Genomic DNA, 17,645 nt, shown 5'->3' on the forward strand with positions numbered 1-17,645 from the left:
CAAAGTAACTGAAAAATAAAAGAGGGGCGTATTCTATGCCTGAGAAACGTTGAATATCACCCCCTTGTGTAAATCAATTTTATAAATTAATTAACAATCAAAGTTATGAAAAAAACTTATGACAGGAAAGTTTTTAAGCGAAAGTTACTGTCGGACCGAAGTACGGTAACCGTGACAATCCGGTTATTTATGATTTTATTGTTGGGCTTCCCGCTATTGACGAGGGCCGGGACGGTGGATTCCACCCGTGTGGCGAGCCGGGAAGTGAGGGGAAAAGTGGTGGACGAGAAAAAGCTACCGATACCGGGAGTCTCGGTACGTTTGGGGGGAACGTCGATGGGAACGGCCACGGACGTGGACGGGAAATTCAAGTTATTGATCCCGGCTGACACGGCCACGTTAGTAGTTTCCTTTATCGGGATGAAGACCGAGATCGTGAAGATTCCCCGGTTGAAGGTGGGGGCGGAACAAAAGGAGTTGACGATCGTGTTGCGGGAAGAGGACGTGAAACTGGAAGACGTGGTGGTGACGGGTATCTTCACTCGTAAGAAGGAAAGTTTCACGGGATCGGCTTCCACTTACTCGGCTGCCGAGTTGAAAACGATGGGTACGCAGAATGTCCTGCAAAGCTTGAAGACTTTGGACCCGGCTTTCGCCATTCTCGAGGATAACCAGTTCGGTTCGGACCCGAACCGCTTGCCGAACATGGAAATCCGGGGGAAGTCGAGCATGTTGGGATTACGAGACGAGCTGGATGCTGACCCGAACCAGCCGTTGTTTATCCTTGATGGTTTCGAGTCAACGTTGGCAGCGATTAATGATCTGGATATTAACCGGGTGGCCTCGATCACGATTTTGAAAGACGCCGCGTCGACGGCAATTTACGGTTCAAAAGCGGCAAACGGGGTGATCGTGGTGGAAACGGTGAAACCGGAGGCCGGGAAGTTACAGGTGAGCTACAACGGGAACATGAATATCTCGATACCCGATTTATCGAGTTATAACTTGATGAATTCAAGGGAAAAGTTGGAATTCGAATTATTAGCGGGTAGATATGATCCGGCCTCTTGGTCAACGGCTAGCGAGGTGAAATTGAACGAACTGTATAACGAGAAATTGAAGGTGATCGAGAGCGGTGTGAACACGTACTGGCTGGCAGAACCTTTACGGGTAGGTGTAAACCAGAAACATTCACTCTACGTGCAGGGAGGTGAAGGGAATTTCCTGTTTGGATTGGGAGCGGGGTATAACGGGATTTCCGGGGTGATGGAGAAGTCTGACAGGAGCGTGCTTAGTGGTAATATAGATTTGATTTACCGGATGTCGAAATTCCAGTTCTCTAACAAATTCTCGTTGACCTCGACGGATTACAAGAACCCGATCGTGGCTTTCTACGAGTATGCGGAGGCAAACCCGTACTACAAGAAGTATAATGATGACGGTACGGTGGATAAGTGGTTGGAAAATAATGACTATTTCAAGGCCTCGAACCCGCTGTGGAACGCGAAACAAAATAGCCGGGACGAGGGAAAGAATCTTGCCTTGAGTAATTATTTCATGGCAGAATATTTCCCGACAACGGAATGGCGGGTACGTGCCCGGTTGGGATTGACTTACGGGAATGATGACACGGAGAAGTTTTATTCCCGGAATGATACCCGCTATGAAGATGTGGAAACCATCAAAAAAGGGGAATACCGGTCAACGAATACCCGAAAGAATCAAGTGGAGGCGGAATTGAGTGTCACGTATGCGAAAGTACTGGGAAAACATAGAATTAACCTGGTTGCCGGGGGAAATCTTTCCAGCGATAAATCACTGACCCAGGGATATTCGGCTTTGGGATTTCCGGAAGGAGATTTTTCTTATCCCTCTTTCTCGAACGGTTACCCGGAAAACGGTACGCCTACCTACTATGAATCCGTGTCCCGCTCGGTGAACGGTTATTTTAACACGGGGTATTCTTTTGATGATCGCTACTTGATGGACTTTAGTTTGCGGACAAGCGGTTCATCGGTTTTCGGAACCTCCCGGAAGTATAACACGACGTGGTCGGTCGGGTTGGGTTGGAACTTGCACAAGGAGAAGTTTATCATGGATCACGTGGCATGGATTGACTTGTTGAAATTGCGGGCTTCAATAGGAAACCCGGGAAACCAGAGTTTTGACTCTGCGCAATCTTTGCTGACCTATTCTTTCCAGTACGGTTCGATGAACTATTTCGGGCTGGGAGCCGTGTTATCACAAATCGGTAATCCAGATCTGGAATGGCAGATCACGGTGGACAAGAATATCGGTTTGGACGTGACGCTGTTTAATAAACGCTTTTCGTTGACGGCGGATTACTATTACAAGGTGACCGACCCGTTGTTGATCAAGGTGAGTACACCACTTTCTTCCGGAACATCCACTTACATGACGAACGCGGGAGAACAGGTATCACAAGGTTTGACGGCATCGGTGTCTTATTATATTTTCCAGAATTTCGAGGAGCGTTTCTCGTGGATGGTAAGGGCGAACGTGCGGACACAGAAAACCCGAATAAACAAGATCGGGAACAAGCTTTCCACGTTGAACGCTAGCGGAAAGGGTGAAAATACCGTGAGGTATTATGACGGGGCAGACCCGGATGATATTTGGGCGGTGAAGTCCGCGGGGATTGATCCCTCGAACGGGAAGGAGTTGTTTTATGCCAAGGATGGCGGTTACACGTATGATTTTACCTATGATGACGAGGTGATTTGCGGGAATACTCGTCCGGACGTGGAGGGGGTAATCGGTTCATCGTTGAACTGGAAAGGATTTTCCGTGAGCTTGAATTTCCGTTACCAGATGGGGGCTGACGTGTTCAACGAGGCTCTTTACAACAAGGTGGAAAATATTTCAAGGAGTGATTTGAACAAGAATCAGGATAAGCGGGCGTTGTACGAGCGTTGGCAGGAAGTGGGGGACATCGTGCATTTCAAGGATATTGCCAGCGCAGCAAGTACTCCGATGTCTTCCCGTTTCGTGCAGACGGAGAACGTGTTGACCTTGGAGTCTCTCTATCTGGGGTACGAGTTTTACAACGGGTGGATCGAGAAACTCGGCTTGAGTAGCCTGAAACTACAATTCTCCATGCGTGACGTGTTCCGGGCATCGACAATCCGGTCGGAGAGAGGTATATCTTATCCTTTTGCGCGGAGCATGGAGGCAGGACTTTCGTTTAATTTTTAAAGATGAATGGTTATGAAATTATGGAATATCATTTGGACCGGGGTCATACTCGTGTGTGGTGTAGGGTGTTCGAGTTTTCTGGACGTGCAGCCGAAAGACAAGCAATCGGAGAAACAATTATTCGCCACGAGAGGCGGTTTTTATACCGCGGTGAACGGGATATATAACAAGATGGCATCCTCGGCTCTTTACGGGAAGAATCTTTCCTACGAGTTGGTGGACGTGATCTCGAAACGTTACCAGCCTCTTCCGGTGAACACGTACTTGACAGCGTTGAGTACCTTTGCTTACACGGACGAAAGTGTGAAAAAAGCGTTGGAAAGTACATGGACCACGGCTTACAACACGATATTGAATTGTAACGTGGTGTTGGAGAATATTGACGAGAGTGAGGGTGTGTTACAGGAACAGGAGTACCGGGTGTTGAAAGGGGAGATGTTGGCGGTGCGTGCTTTCTTGCATTTTGATATGTTGCGGTTATTCGGTCCGGTCTATAAATTGCATCCGGAGGCGGAGGCCATTCCCTACAATGAATCATCGAAAGTGGTTGCTTTACCGTTGATGACGGCAGATTCCGTGCTACATGAAAAGATTCTGCGGGATTTGGATGAGGCGGAAGAGTTACTGGCGGGTAGTGACCCGGTAATAGAGAATGGACCGATGGCTTCTCTTGAAAAAGACGAGGAGGTGTATCTGCGTTATCGTCAGTTACGGATGAATTATTATGCCGTGTTGGCGTTGAAGGCTAGAGTGTACTTGTACGCGGGAGAACAAGCGAATGCATTGGCCGCGGCTCGAAAACTGTTAGCGGATTCGAAAGTGAATGAACATTTCCCGGCGGTGGACCCGAATAAGTTGTTGGCGAACCAAAGTAATCCCGACCGGGTGTTCTCCTCGGAAGTGCTGGCAGGGATTTACAAGAAAGACCGGGTGGACATTTATACCAATTATTTCAGTGCCGAGCAAGCGGGGAATAATTACTTGCACCCTAGAAAGGATTTCGTGGGGACGAGCCTTTTTGCAGGTGAGACTCAGGATTACCGTTTCCAAACGTGGTGGCAAGTTGCCTCCGGTGTGGGGGAGAGCGGGCATTCTTTGATCAAATACAAGGGGATAGATAAGCCTAGCGGAACAACGGATACGGAATATTTCTATGCAGTCTTCATGTCGTTGATTCGGTTGAGCGAGGCGTATTATATAGCGGCAGAATGTGAACCCGTGTTGGCAGATCGTTATGGATGGCTGAACCAGATGCGAACCCGGAGAGGATTGCCCGAATTAACGGTTGTTTCGGAGGATGATTTCATGAAACGCTTGCGTTCGGAATATTTGCGGGAATTTATCGGAGAGGGTCAAATATTTTTCATGTACAAACGGCTGTATATTAATATTAACAGTGACGAGAATGGATATGATACCAACACGTATGGAGCTAAGGAAGAACGTTACGTGTTACCCTTGCCTTCCGGCGAAGTTGATAATCGTTAAATTGTAAGGTTATGAAATGGAAAATTATATTGTTTGTTTTAAGCTTGACATTTGTTTTCAGTGCTTGTGAAAAGCAAGATATTTCGGTCTTTACCACGGATGATTGCGGAATTTATTTCCAACGGGTGACCAGTTATATTTATAATAGTACCACGGAATATTACGGGGATTCGTTGGCCTATTCATTCGCCTCAGCCAAGGCGTCTATAAAAAGCGCTGTGCTGTCCGCCACGATACGGACAATGGGAAAGGTGGTTGATTACGATCGTCCTTTTAAAGTAGTGGTGGATCAAGAGGGAACAACAGCTATCGAGGGGAAACATTACGAGGTAAATTTGGATACGGTAGTTGTGCCTGCGGGAAAAAGCACGGCTTACGTGCGTGTTCGTTTCTTTCGCACGGATGATATGATGGAAAAGGCTGTTCGGTTAGCTCTTCGTTTGGAGGATAACGAGTATTTTAAGTGTTATTTTCCGGAGTATAAGAATACGAACGCTTATTCGGCCACAGGGGTGATGATTCACGGGGATGTGTTTGCCTTTTCGTTGAGCGAGATGTACACGGAGCCGAGTTACTGGGCTATGTTTGGGGGAAGTTTCTTTGGGGATTGGACGCCTAAGAAATATATCGTGGTTAATTCTGTTTGTGGGTTGACTCCTTCTGATTGGAGTAATGCCGGGTATGCAGGGACGAAGGTTCAGTATGGACGGTTCAATTTTTTTGCTACTGCGGTACAGAAATATTTACAGGAACAGGCAGATGCAGGAACTCCGGAGTTGGAGGCGGACGGGAGTTATATGCAACTTGCACCTTCTTACTCGGTTGACTATTCCCGGTATGAATAATATTAAAAATATAAGGTTATGAGAATAAATCCTATTATACTGTTTTTGTTTGTTTTTTCCTTTTGTAGTTGTTTTGACGATAAGGGAAATTATACTTATCATGAGGTGGCGGACATAACCATCGAGAACATTCCCGAAGTGGTGGAGGTGTTGGGAAATTCCGATCATATTGTTGTGAATCCGAAGGTCGTTTCTTCGCTAGAGGGAGAGATTGGTAAGGAGAATGCTAATTTTGAGTTTAGTTACAAGATTGAGAAAAAATCCGGTGGTGTATTGGTATCCGGACAACATTGGGTTGATCTGAATCCTTCGGGATCATTGGATTTGGACACGTTGGCAGCTTTTGCGGCAGACACGTATATTGCATGGTTCTCCGTGACGGACAAGCGTTCTGGTGTTCAGACGTCTAAGACATTTGATATTAAAGTTTCTTCTCCGACTTACGAGGGTTGGATGGTGCTTTGTGATGAAGGTGAGGAGGAACGTGTTCGGATGGATATGATTTCTGTGATTTCGGCAGAGCGAGTAATCCCGGCTTATGACCTGTTGACTTCTTTGGGATTGCCGGAGTTGAAACATGCCAAGGGAATCGGGTTTTATCCCAATCGATTTGCGAATCCTTCCGATCTTATTTACGTGATGTCGGCTGAGGGAACGTATATGCTGGATCGGGAAACGTTCAAAACGGATGAGTCTTTAGAGATTGGTAATATTGATTTTATTATTCCACCGGTAAATGAACATGTTGTGTGTTACACGTCGGTAAATAACGCTAGTACTGCAGGAGCTTTAGCTAATCTCTGCGTGACGGATGCCGGGAATGCTTATGCACAGGTGAGGGATTATTCCGGTCCTGCTTTTGAGTACCCGATCAACACGTCGGAACGGGGAAAGGCTCCGGAATATAAGGTCGCTCCTTACGTGGGGGTAAGTATGGCCCGTCCGGGGAATGGAGAAACAGCTTTATTGTATGACTCGGATAATAAGCGATTTGTGGGTTGGAAGTACGGGTATGTCGCTGATGCTATGCAGGCTTTGACTCCGGTTGCAGACACTGAAGACGGTTTGTTTAGTTTCAAAACGGGGATGGAATTGGTGTACATGGAAAGTACCCGGTATTCCGGTGGTTTGGTATATTCTATTTTGCAGGATGCCAGTGGAAAACGTTATATTTACGGGATCAATATGTCGAATAACGGTTTCGTACAGGAGGCGAAGTACGAGAATTTGAATGCACCCGATTTTGACAAGGCGACGATTTTTGCTTTCCATTCTCAATTCCCTTATATGTTCTATGCCGTGGGGAATAAGGTGTATTTGCATAATTTAGGAACAAACACGACATACCCGATGAATAATATTGCTTTAGGGGAAAACGAGACGGTTACGATGTTGAAATTTAACCTGTACAGGCAATGCTCGTTAAGCGATCTGAATAATCAGTCCGACGAGTTTATGGCTCGGCAGTATGAGTTGATGGTGGGTTCGTATGATACGGCGGCTCCGGATAACAATGGCGGGAAGCTAGGGTTCTATCCGGTGGATGGGGTGAATAATAGTGTGACGAAAAGGGCGGAATACAGTGGTTTTGCTAAGATAAAGGATGTCGTGTATCGTGAGCGGCGATAACGTGATAGAGAAAAAGTGTTAGAAGTCTTGTTTTAAATGACTACCCCCTCCAACTCCCCCTTACACAGGGGGAGGGATGATTACCAAGCGGTTCCCCTCCTGTGTAAGGAGGGGTTAGGGGAGGTAGTTGTTTAAAACATGATTTCTTTTCCTTTTGATAAATTCTCTTTTTACTCTTTGTTACGCGTGAGATCGGTCTACGGCTAAAGAGTGGGAAGAGATCTCTGCGAGGATGGGGGGAAATAAGGGCATACAGATTTCAGATAGGCGTGTCCCCGTCGGTGTAAAGACGTTCAATGGGAACGATTATCGAACGAGGACGAAACGTCTGTGATCTGTGCGTGTGGCCTTATTTCCCCCTGATCTGTTTTGTAACCGGGAATGTGATGTAAATAAAATGTGATGGAAGGGGAATTTGTTTTTTGTGGAAAGAAGGTTTGTTGAATAAGATTATGATTAAAATAAAAATATTTATCTTTGAACTGGACATGAGGAAAAAAGGATCGATGCAAAAAGTATGGATCAAATTGAAAGATTATAGTGGATAAAGAAAAGAGGGACACGTTTGAGTTATTGTATAAAACTCATTATAAAGAGTTGTATATTCATGCTTTAAGCTTTGTTCGGGATGAAGAAGAAGCAAAAGACATCGTGACGGATGTTTATGAATACGTGTGGAAGAATTTTGAAAAATTGGATTCTTCAGTTTCTCTGCGTCCCTTTTTATATTCTCTGGTTCGTTCCCGTTCTCTTGATTTTTTGAGGAAGGAAAAAACAAAAGAAAAGTTTTTGGCTTATAAAAAGACCTTTCCCGAAGAGGAGGAGGAATACGTGGAGTATGAGCAACTCATCGAAAAGGTGATGCATATTATTGAGAATATGCCCCAACAGACAGCTACCGTGTTCAAAAAATGTTTTATCGAGCGGAAAAAATATCAAGAGGCGGGGGATGAGTTGGGAATTTCTATTAACACGGTTCGTTGGCATATAACGAAGGCAATCAGTATATTAAGGGAACAAATGTCTGATGTCGAAATGATATTGTTATATGCGTTTTTCTTAAAAAAATAAAAAATATTGTTTTTTGACCCACATCATTTACCATGCTTTACGTGTAATAGTAAAATGAACGTGAAGTTATGAAATTCGAGAAAGAAGAAGATCGTTTAAATTTTGTCATCGAGATACTGAATCATCCTGAGTTATTGCAGGAAGTCCGGGTGCAGGAATGGTTGGCAGAACCCCGTAACAAGGATTTGTACGAGGAATGTCGGAGGTACTTGGAAGGAGGGCTTCGGCTGACCGTGGGTGATCAGTTGGATGTGGAGGGAGAATATCGGAATTTTACCCGGAAGATGAAATCCGGTGGTCGGTCTCGACGAATGACTTGGTTTTCTGTGGCTGCAGCCGTGGTTATACTTATTTCCGCCAGTTGGTGGTTGTTGGAAAATTCGTTGTCGTCGAAAAAGCAAGAGGTGATTCCGGTGGCAGAACACATTGTCCCCGGAAAAAATCAAGCTGTGTTGATTACGGAATCCGGAGAGGAACTTGTTTTGAGTGCATCCGGGAGTGAAAGTCGGGAGCTGGGTGAAGGTATCCGTGTGGAGTACGATAGTCTGAGAGGGATTAATTACAATTTGGCCAAGGGGGCTGTGGTCAGTTATCACACGCTTCGAGTACCCAAGGGGGCAGAGTATAAATTGACCTTGAATGATGGAACCGTTGTATGGTTGAATTCTGAATCGGAATTGCGTTACCCAACTTCTTTCGTGGGTGAAAAACGGGAGGTATTTTTGAAAGGAGAAGGTTATTTTTCCGTGGCTCACGATGAGAAACATCCTTTTATAGTCGTGTCTTCTGATATTTACACGAAGGTGTACGGGACAGAATTTAATGTACGTTCTTACGGAGAGGAGGATGTTCACGTGACATTGGTACAGGGCCGGGTTGCCGTGAAGAAAACGGAGAACGGTTCGGAGTATACGTTAAACCCGGGAGAGAATGCCCGCTTCACCGAAAGCATACCGGAGATCACGAAGGTGAACGTGAACAGGTATATTGCTTGGAAGGATGGGTATTTCTATTACGAGAACGAGTCATTGGAATCTATCATGGATGATTTGAAACGGTGGTATGATTTTGATGTCATGTACGTGGGGGATAAGGTTCGAGATTATCGATTTGAATTGTGGGCAAGTCGGGATAGCGAGATTTCGGTGATTACCGGTTTGTTGATGAAGACGAATCGAATTGGAGTAAAGGTAAATGGAAAGACGTTAGTCGTTTCCGAGGTAATTAGATAAATAAGTAATCATTTTAATTTATAACCAAAACTATCATTTATGGCAATACTTTTGAGTAAGAAGCGTTCCATTGACAGGAACGTTAGTAGGAGAATTGTGAAAATGTTTTTGATACAATTCGTGTTTTCCTTGTGTTTTTTCACGAGTATCGCATCCGGTGTGACTCAAAATCGGGTGGTGAGCTTGGACTTTGAAAACGTGGAATTGTCGCAAGCATTGAAAAGTTTGAGTGAAGCAGCTGATTGTAAGTTTATCTTCAATTATGATGACTTGAATAGTTATAAAGTGTCTGCAAAATTGGAAAATAAGAGTGTGGAGGAATGTTTGGATATTTTGTTAAAGGGAATGCCTTTTAAATATAGCCATGAGGGAGAATTAATTGTTATTTCCTATAAAAGTAATGACGAGAAGAAAATTTACACGGTTCGAGGAGTGGTGAAGGATGAGACAGGGATGCCTCTACCCGGTGTAGCGGTGATTCAGAAAGGTACGACGTTGGGAGCGGCTACCGATGTAGATGGGAGATTCGAGTTTAAATTAACAGAAAAGAACGTTACCTTGGTATTTTCATTTGTTGGAATGAAGACGAAGGAACTGTTGTATGATGGTTCGGATAAATTATTGGACGTGACAATGGAGGAAGAGGTTGAGATGTTGGGTGAAGTGGTGGCTACCGGTTACCAGACGATTTCTCGTGAACGTTCAACGGGTTCCGTGACGATTTTGAAAGCGGAAGATTTAGGAAAAGTACAAAGTACGAGTTTGGTTTCCAAGATTGAAGGTTTGACTCCCGGTTTGTCTACTTATGGGGATGAGTTGGAGATTCGAGGGGCATCTTCTTTCGCGGTGAGTTCAACCCCTTTACTTGTAGTAGATGGTGTGGTAATGAATCAAGCGCTGAGTTCAATTAACCCGGATGACGTGGAGACGATTACGGTATTGAAGGATGCGGCAGCTACTTCATTGTATGGAGTACGTGCTGCTAACGGGGTGATCGTGGTTACGACGAAAAGAGGTTCGAAAGAGGAAAAGTTAAATGTGAATTTGTCTGCAAATTTTTATTTCAATCCGGTTCCTAAAATAAGCTATATGGATTATGCATCGACAAGCGATATCATTGATTTCGAAATTGACTTTTTGAAAAATGAATCCTTGTACCAGAGTAATCCTGGTGAGTATTTCGATTCTAAGAATGATCCGAGTGCCTATAAAAATTATACCCGAATTGAACGTTACTATTATGAATTGTATAAAGGGAATATGACTCAGGCAGAGGTGGATGAGAAAATTAATGCCATGCGGAAAAATGATTATCGGAAAGAGGCTCAGGATATTTTAACGCATACGGCCATTACGCAGGATTATAACCTGTCACTTTCTCGCGGGGGTAAAAATTCTAATTTATTTTTCTCTTTGCGTTATCAGAATAACGGGAAATATTTGAAATCATCCAGTGCAGATAAATATAGTATTTATTTAAAAAATGAATTAGACCTGACGGATTGGTTTAAGTTGACCTTGGGGGCTAATACTTATATTACAAAGCAAGAGGCTTCGCAGGCTGGTGTTACTTATTTGGAGTTTATGCCTTATGAACGTGTGGTGACAGAATCCGGAAATCCGGTATACCAGTACAAGCATAATTTCTATCATAGTATGGAAATTAACGAGACCGAGGGGTTGGAATTTATGGGATACAATCTGAAGGAGGAGATGAACAAAAATATGCAAAAAACAAATTCTTTGTATGTAAGGTTATTTGCTCACACGGATTTCAAGTTGCTGAAAGGGCTGGATTTAGGATTGAAATTTCAGTATGAAAAAACCAACACAAGTATTATCCAATACGATGAAGCTGATTCTTATTTGATGAGGGAGATGGTAAATAGGTATGCGTCGGGGAGTGTGGGAGATTTCGAGTATAACATCCCGCAGGGAGGACATCGATCTGAACAGCATCAGAATGACGAGTATTTTAATTTCCGGGCTCAATTGAATTACCAGACTACGTTTGCCGAGAAACATGATTTAACAGTGCTTGCCGGAGGTGAGATTCGTCAAGATGCTAATGACGTGACTTATAGTGAGCGTTATGGATATGACGATCAGAAATTGACTTATAAACAAGTGGATTGGTTGACATTAAGTAATGGTGTATCAGGTCAATTGGTTAGTAGCTTACAGACGAAGAATGAGATGTTGCAAGTGTCAGATGTAAAGCATCGTTATGTTTCAGCTTATGCAAATGCAGGATACACGTATGATGCTAAGTATAGCTTGAATGCCAGCGTGCGTGTGGAGCAGGCAGACTTGTTTGGGTCAGACCCGAAGTATCGTTATCGTCCGTTATGGTCGGTTGGTGCAAGTTGGTTGATGACAAGAGAAAACTTTTTGAAGGATATAGCTTGGTTGGGTATGTTGAAGTTAAGAGCAACATACGGAATCACGGGTAATGTTGATCAATCTTCTTCACCTTATTTACTCGGGTCTTACTTTAATTCGTTATACACGCAAGCTAGTCTGACCGACATTTTGACACCGCCTAATAATATGTTGCGTTGGGAGAAGACTTCAACGTTGAATATTGGTGTGGATTTCGCTTTAATAAGTCGTTTAAGAGGATCGATGGAATTTTATCGTAAATATAGTTCTGATCTGTTAGCCAACAAGACATTGGACCCGTCACTTGGTTTCGAAACGGCAAGGGTAAATAATGGTGCAATGAGAAATATTGGATTCGAATTGTCACTTTCTTATGATTGGTTGAAAAATAAGGATTGGGATTTGAATACGACATTTACGGCAGCTAATAATAAGAATGAGATTCGGAAAGTTGGTTTCACGCCTTCTAATGCGATTGACATGTTTTTGTATCCTAATAGTAACTATTTAAAGGGGGATGCATTCAATTCTATCTATGCTTATAGATATGCGGGTTTGACGGAGAATGGCGATCCTTCCGTGTATGATGAGAACGGGGATATTAAGGCAAATGAACCGGTGCGTAATATAAATGCTCTCGTATGTGCCGGGCAGTTAACCCCAAAGTGGAATGGTGCTTTGACAGTGAACTTGAGATATAAAACATGGGAATTTTTCACGAAGTTTGTTTATTATACGGGACATTCTCTGAGAAATGATGTTACTCCGTTATATTCGATGTACAGTGATTTGAATGGTTCTTTGCATAAAGATATTGTGAATCGTTGGACAGAGGATAACAAAGATACTGATATTCCTGCAATCCGACCGGGAGGATCGAATGACCAAGAGCAACGTGAATATTTGTGGAAATATGCAGATGCCCATGTAAAGAGTGCTTCTTTTGTCAAGTGTCGTAATATAGGTATCGCTTATTCTTTACCTAAAGATTTGATTAAGAAGTGGAATTTACAAAACGTGAATATTCGGGCGCAGGTAGATAATCCTTTTTATTGGGCGGCTAATAACGAGGGAATCGATCCGGAATCGTTTAACGCAAATGGCGGTAAACGTACAGACTTTATGATGCCGACTTACAGTGTTGGTTTGAGTATTAATTTTTAAACGAGAGAAAGTATGAAAAAATATATATCAATCATTGGTTTGAGTCTGATTGTATTACTGACATCTTGTGACAACTATTTGGATTTAGTCCCGAAGGGAGAATCCGTGTTAAATACAACAGATGATTATTTGGGGTTAGTGGAATCGATGGATGCGGCTTATCCGACAGATGATTTTTGGTATTTTGCCGGTGATGCGACCTGGCCTTATAAGGATCAAATTGAAAATTACCAGTATCCATTACGTTCAATCTCTTTCTTATGGGATGAAACGGAAGGATTGCGGCAGCAAAATATGGTTTCTAGTGAACTCTACAGCAAGTGTTACTCCCGGATAGCCAATTATAATATTGTGGTGGAGAATATGAATGATGCAGAGGGGCCAGAAGCGGATAAGCGACTGGGTATTGCTCAGGCAAAGGCTATGCGTGCGTATAATTATTTCATGTTGGTGAATACTTTTGCTAAGCCTTACGTGAAGGAAACTGCTGCCACGGATAATGGTATTATTATTCACAAAAAGTTTGATTTGGAGGCGGTGAGTAAACAATACACGGTTCAAGAGGTGTATGATTTTATCATGGAAGATTTGAATTCGGCTATCGTTGATTTACCGGAAACCCCGTTAAACGAGTTCCGTCCTAGTAAGACGTTGGGATGGGCATTAAAAGCTAAGGTGCATTTGTACAAGGGGGAGCTTGATTCTGCCTTAAATGCAGGATTGGAGGCGTTGAAATCAACCTATCATAAGTTGTGGGATATGCGTCCGATGTTTTATAACGGTTTAGAGGAATTGCCTTTCGGGGATATGCAGTCGACAGGATGGAGTTCTGTTGCTATTCATTTGAAGAGTGATCCGGAAAATTTATTATATCAATTCTGTAATAATGATCAGGGAGAGCCTTCTCCTTTATTTATTCGCAAAGAGACGTTGGATCTGTTTGATAAACAGAATGATTTGCGTTACAAGACTTGTGTAAATTATGACACTCCTAATCGGCCGACAGGCGAGAGTGGGGCGAGAATGTTCGGTTCGAATCAGGTAAAGTGGAATTGTGGCGGGATACGTTTCTCTGAAGTTTATTTGATCGTGGCAGAGTGTTATGCCCGCTTAAATGATCCGGAGAATGCGATGAAGTATTTGAATGAGTTGTACGTGAATCGGGTAAAAAATAATACTCCGGAACTGACGGCTGCTAGTGCAGATGAGGCTTTCGAACAAGTACGTAAGGAGAGAAAGCGGGAGTTGATGTTCACTTATAACGGTTTCTTCGATATGCGTCGATTTAGCGTGCAATTGAACGAGACGTTTACTCGTACCTATGTTAATACAGCGGGTGAAACACAAGAGTTTACTTTGGAACCCGGTTCTCCTTTGTATGTATGGCCTTTTCCGCAGAATGCGATGGAAACAAGTAATTTGGTTCAAAATACAAAATGATGTCCCATATGAATAAAATATGTTGTGTATTTCTGATATTAACGGTTCTGGCTTTTGCCGGAACCGGATGTCAGGATAAGACGACTTCGGTTACGAAGGCGAGAGTGGAGTTTAGAAATACGGTTGAAGGAAACTTCTTTTTTATTCCGGAAGGGTCTACGGCCGGATATACGAAAATGGAACCGGATTCTTTAGGAAATTATATCTATGAGGTGGATTTGAAAGTGCCGGGGTACTTTCGTTACGTGGGGGTGAATAAAAAATTCTATTTGGTTTATTTGACTCCGGGCGCACGGATGGAGATACAGGAAGGAGCGGAAGGAGTTGTGTTTGCAGGAGATAATGCGGCCGAGAATATGTTTTTGTCTAAGAATGTATATCTAGGTTCTGTCCCAGAAGATATTCCGCTTTATTCGGCGGAATGGGAACGATTGAATACAGAAGAAGTGAATCGGTTGATTGCTAATCTGGATGTTTCTGGTTTAAACCCGGACTTTATCCGTTTACAGACATTGAAGTATCATTGCGATTTTTATTTACAAAAATTAAATGGCCCTGCTAATACTGCAATGTTTGCTCCTCAAGTGAAAATTGAACTGTCGGATAATTTTTATGATTTCGTGAAAGAGGTAAACTTCTCGGATTCTTCTCTTGTGCAGATACCGAAATGGTTTAATATGGTGTTGGGGACATTCGAGCAGATGGAAAAAAAAGGATGGATTGAGGTTTCTCCGGATAAATACATGGAAATTTATGCGAAAAGAATCGCCAACGAAAAAGTACGTTCCATGTTCTTGGTGGAGTTATTGAATTTCACGTTACAGAAAGGGTATTCTGATGATTTCCCGTCCTATCTGGAAGGGGTTCGTCAATACATAACTCACCCGGAGGCATTGGAGGCGTTACCAGCTTTGGAGGCTCGTTACCAAGAGTCCAAAGAAACTCATAAAACCATAGCAAGAGGACAGATGGCTCCGGAGTTTAAAGCGGTTGACGTGAAAGGAAAAGAATATACTTCTGCTGATTTTAAAGGCAAGGTGATGGTGTTGGATTTCTGGTTCACGGGATGTATTCCTTGTCGTGCAGAGATGCCTTACATGGAGAAATTAGCAGATGATATGCAAGGAGAGAATATTGTATTTATCTCAATGTCAGTGGATACGGGGGATGAGTTGATGGCTTTGTGGAGAAAGATGGTTAAAGATAAGAAGGGTGCCGAGTTACAGTTGAATGTGCCGGGTGGTTTTAAATCGGATTTGGTAAAGAAATATTTGATTCATGGGGTTCCGCGTATCGTGATTGTGGATAAAGAGGGGAAAATTGTGGATGCAAATGCCAAACGTCCTTCGGATCCTAAATTGCGGATGCAGTTGGAGCAATTGGTGAAATAATTGTCGAATTAATATAGAATTGATATGATGAAAAATATAAAAGCATTTGTATGTGGAACATTATTGCTTTCTATGGGCTTGATCCCATACGGTTGTTCTGATGATGATAAAAATACGTCACTTGCCGGAAATGATATTTTATCATTTTCAATTGAGGGGATTGATACGGAAGCCGTGATTGATACGGATAATAAAAGTATTTCGTATGTATTATCCGATATACCGGAGAATTACAGAGAAATTACACCTGTGTTTACTTTGTCGGAGGGGGCTTGGGCAAGTGTGAATGAGGATGAGGTGGTTAGTGGTGTGACTCCTGTGAATTTTTCAACTCCAGTAACATTTAAAATCACGGCATCAAATGGTGATCGTGCTTACTGGGATGTGAGTCTTTCTAACACGGATTACACGATAGCTTGGGGGTTGGGGGCTTGGTTGACAGAAGAGAAGAGTAACGAGGGGGTAGATCCCGAGGGCTGTTATTTGGATCAACAAAATACAGGTGATTATGCGGATCGGAATTGTGGACCGGCTGTTGGAGCGATGGCTGTTATATGGTACGGATCGCCCATGGAGGAGATGACCGTAGAGTGGGCTAGAAGTTATAGATATTTTAGTTACTATTCTTCTTCTTCAACGGATTTAAGCTGGTACCCGGGGGATGTTCGGGATTTCATTAATTTTTGTAGTAGAGGGGGAAGTCCTGCTTATCTGGAAGAAATTCCTAGTGAGAAGTATTTAGATAATACCGAGGAGGAAATGAAAGAAAAATTCCCCGTACAAGTGAAGGCTCATATCGATGCAGGGGAATTAGTGATAGTCTGTTTAAGTATGTCCTATATATCGAAGAATGAAACGGGAGATTCGGAGACTCGAGTTGATAAATATTATAGTGGAACGATGGGACATTTCTTGCTGATTAAAGGATACAAAGTAGTTGATGGAGAATTGTTCTTTGAATGTAATGATCCGTGGGGATTAGGATTGACTTATGAAGACGGTACTCCAGTAGGAGCAAATCGTTATTACCGGGCAGAGGAGTTGGCTTTAAGTGGAAATCATAATTATTATGCCGTAATCGTACAGCCTAAAGTATAGTTCGTCGTAAGAAAATGTGAATCCGCCTCAAGCTTCTGTTTCAGGCGGATTCTTTTTAATATGTAGGAAAATCATCCGTTTAGACTAAATTTTACCCGGTTTACTAGGGAGCGTCCCAGTGTGAGTTCGTCGGTATATTCGAGGTCATTACCTATGGCGATACCTTTGGCGAGGGTGCTAACCGTGATTTCATCCCGGCGGGGGAGTTTTTTGAAGATGTAGTAACCCGTGGTGTCTCCTTCTATGGTGGCTCGCAAGGCGAAAATAACCTCCTTTACGGAAGGATTGGCCACTCGCTCCAGTAGAGAGTTAATGTGAAGGTCGGATGGGCCTATGCCGTCCATGGGGGAAATAATCCCTCCTAAAACGTGGTAAAGCCCGTGGTATTGGCCGGTGGCTTCAAGGGACATGATGTCCTTTATGTTTTCCACGACACATATCGTTTGAGTATCCCGTTTCGGGTCGGAACAAATCTCGCAAGTGTCACTGTCTGAAATGTTATGGCAGTACTGGCACTCTTTGATAGATTCTTTCAAGGCGGTGATACTGGCTGTAAATTGCTTTACCTCTTCGGGGCTTTGGCGCAGCATGTGTAGCACGTAACGCAAAGCTGTTTTGCGTCCGATTCCCGGAAGGGAAGCAAATTGTTCTACTGCTTTTTCCAATAGTTTGGAAGATAAAGATTGCAT

At 43.2% G+C, this 17,645-nt stretch carries 11 protein-coding genes; 10 read left to right on the forward strand and 1 reads right to left on the reverse strand.

Features of this window, described 5'->3' with window-relative positions:
* The first annotated feature begins 105 nt into the window (after positions 1-105).
* The 10 genes from AB5542_RS02305 to AB5542_RS02350 all read left to right on the forward strand — a co-directional run bounded on the left by AB5542_RS02305 (position 106) and on the right by AB5542_RS02350 (position 16,956).
* The gene (locus AB5542_RS02305) at positions 106-3,216 is read left to right on the forward strand and encodes a SusC/RagA family TonB-linked outer membrane protein (protein WP_340278773.1); all 3,111 of its coding nucleotides are present in this window, start codon (positions 106-108) and stop codon (positions 3,214-3,216) included.
* Between the two features lie 12 nt (positions 3,217-3,228).
* Complete coding sequence (locus AB5542_RS02310) at positions 3,229-4,704, forward strand: RagB/SusD family nutrient uptake outer membrane protein (protein ID WP_279039606.1); 1,476 nt, start codon at positions 3,229-3,231, stop codon at positions 4,702-4,704.
* Between the two features lie 11 nt (positions 4,705-4,715).
* Positions 4,716-5,549: a DUF4843 domain-containing protein gene (locus tag AB5542_RS02315; protein WP_279039604.1), complete on the forward strand. Its 834-nt coding sequence runs from the start codon at positions 4,716-4,718 to the stop codon at positions 5,547-5,549.
* Positions 5,550-5,567: 18 nt separating this feature from the next.
* Complete coding sequence (locus AB5542_RS02320) at positions 5,568-7,178, forward strand: PKD-like family lipoprotein (RefSeq protein ID WP_279039602.1); 1,611 nt, start codon at positions 5,568-5,570, stop codon at positions 7,176-7,178.
* Positions 7,179-7,718: 540 nt separating this feature from the next.
* Complete coding sequence (locus AB5542_RS02325; RefSeq protein WP_270544644.1) at positions 7,719-8,249, forward strand: sigma-70 family RNA polymerase sigma factor; 531 nt, start codon at positions 7,719-7,721, stop codon at positions 8,247-8,249.
* 68 nt (positions 8,250-8,317) lie between these two features.
* Positions 8,318-9,481 carry a FecR family protein gene (locus tag AB5542_RS02330; RefSeq protein ID WP_087421107.1) on the forward strand — a complete coding sequence of 388 codons (1,164 nt, stop codon included), beginning with the start codon at positions 8,318-8,320 and terminating at the stop codon, positions 9,479-9,481.
* A gap of 39 nt (positions 9,482-9,520) precedes the next feature.
* Positions 9,521-13,027, forward strand: coding sequence for a SusC/RagA family TonB-linked outer membrane protein (locus tag AB5542_RS02335; RefSeq protein WP_279039600.1), 3,507 nt, complete (start codon positions 9,521-9,523; stop codon positions 13,025-13,027).
* Positions 13,028-13,039: 12 nt separating this feature from the next.
* Positions 13,040-14,467: a RagB/SusD family nutrient uptake outer membrane protein gene (locus AB5542_RS02340; RefSeq protein WP_270544647.1), complete on the forward strand. Its 1,428-nt coding sequence runs from the start codon at positions 13,040-13,042 to the stop codon at positions 14,465-14,467.
* A gap of 8 nt (positions 14,468-14,475) precedes the next feature.
* Complete coding sequence (locus tag AB5542_RS02345; protein WP_270544648.1) at positions 14,476-15,858, forward strand: TlpA family protein disulfide reductase; 1,383 nt, start codon at positions 14,476-14,478, stop codon at positions 15,856-15,858.
* 24 nt (positions 15,859-15,882) lie between these two features.
* On the forward strand, positions 15,883-16,956 hold the full coding sequence (locus tag AB5542_RS02350) for a C39 family peptidase (RefSeq protein WP_087421111.1): 1,074 nt from the start codon (positions 15,883-15,885) through the stop codon (positions 16,954-16,956).
* A 71-nt stretch (positions 16,957-17,027) separates the two neighbouring features.
* Here AB5542_RS02350 and recR read toward each other — a convergent pair whose 3' ends face one another.
* Complete coding sequence (gene recR / locus AB5542_RS02355) at positions 17,028-17,645, reverse strand: recombination mediator RecR (protein WP_087421112.1); 618 nt, start codon at positions 17,643-17,645, stop codon at positions 17,028-17,030.

Source organism: Butyricimonas sp. RTP31003st1_G1_RTP31003_210430 (genome assembly GCF_040920905.1).
GTDB classification, from domain to species: domain Bacteria; phylum Bacteroidota; class Bacteroidia; order Bacteroidales; family Marinifilaceae; genus Butyricimonas; species Butyricimonas paravirosa.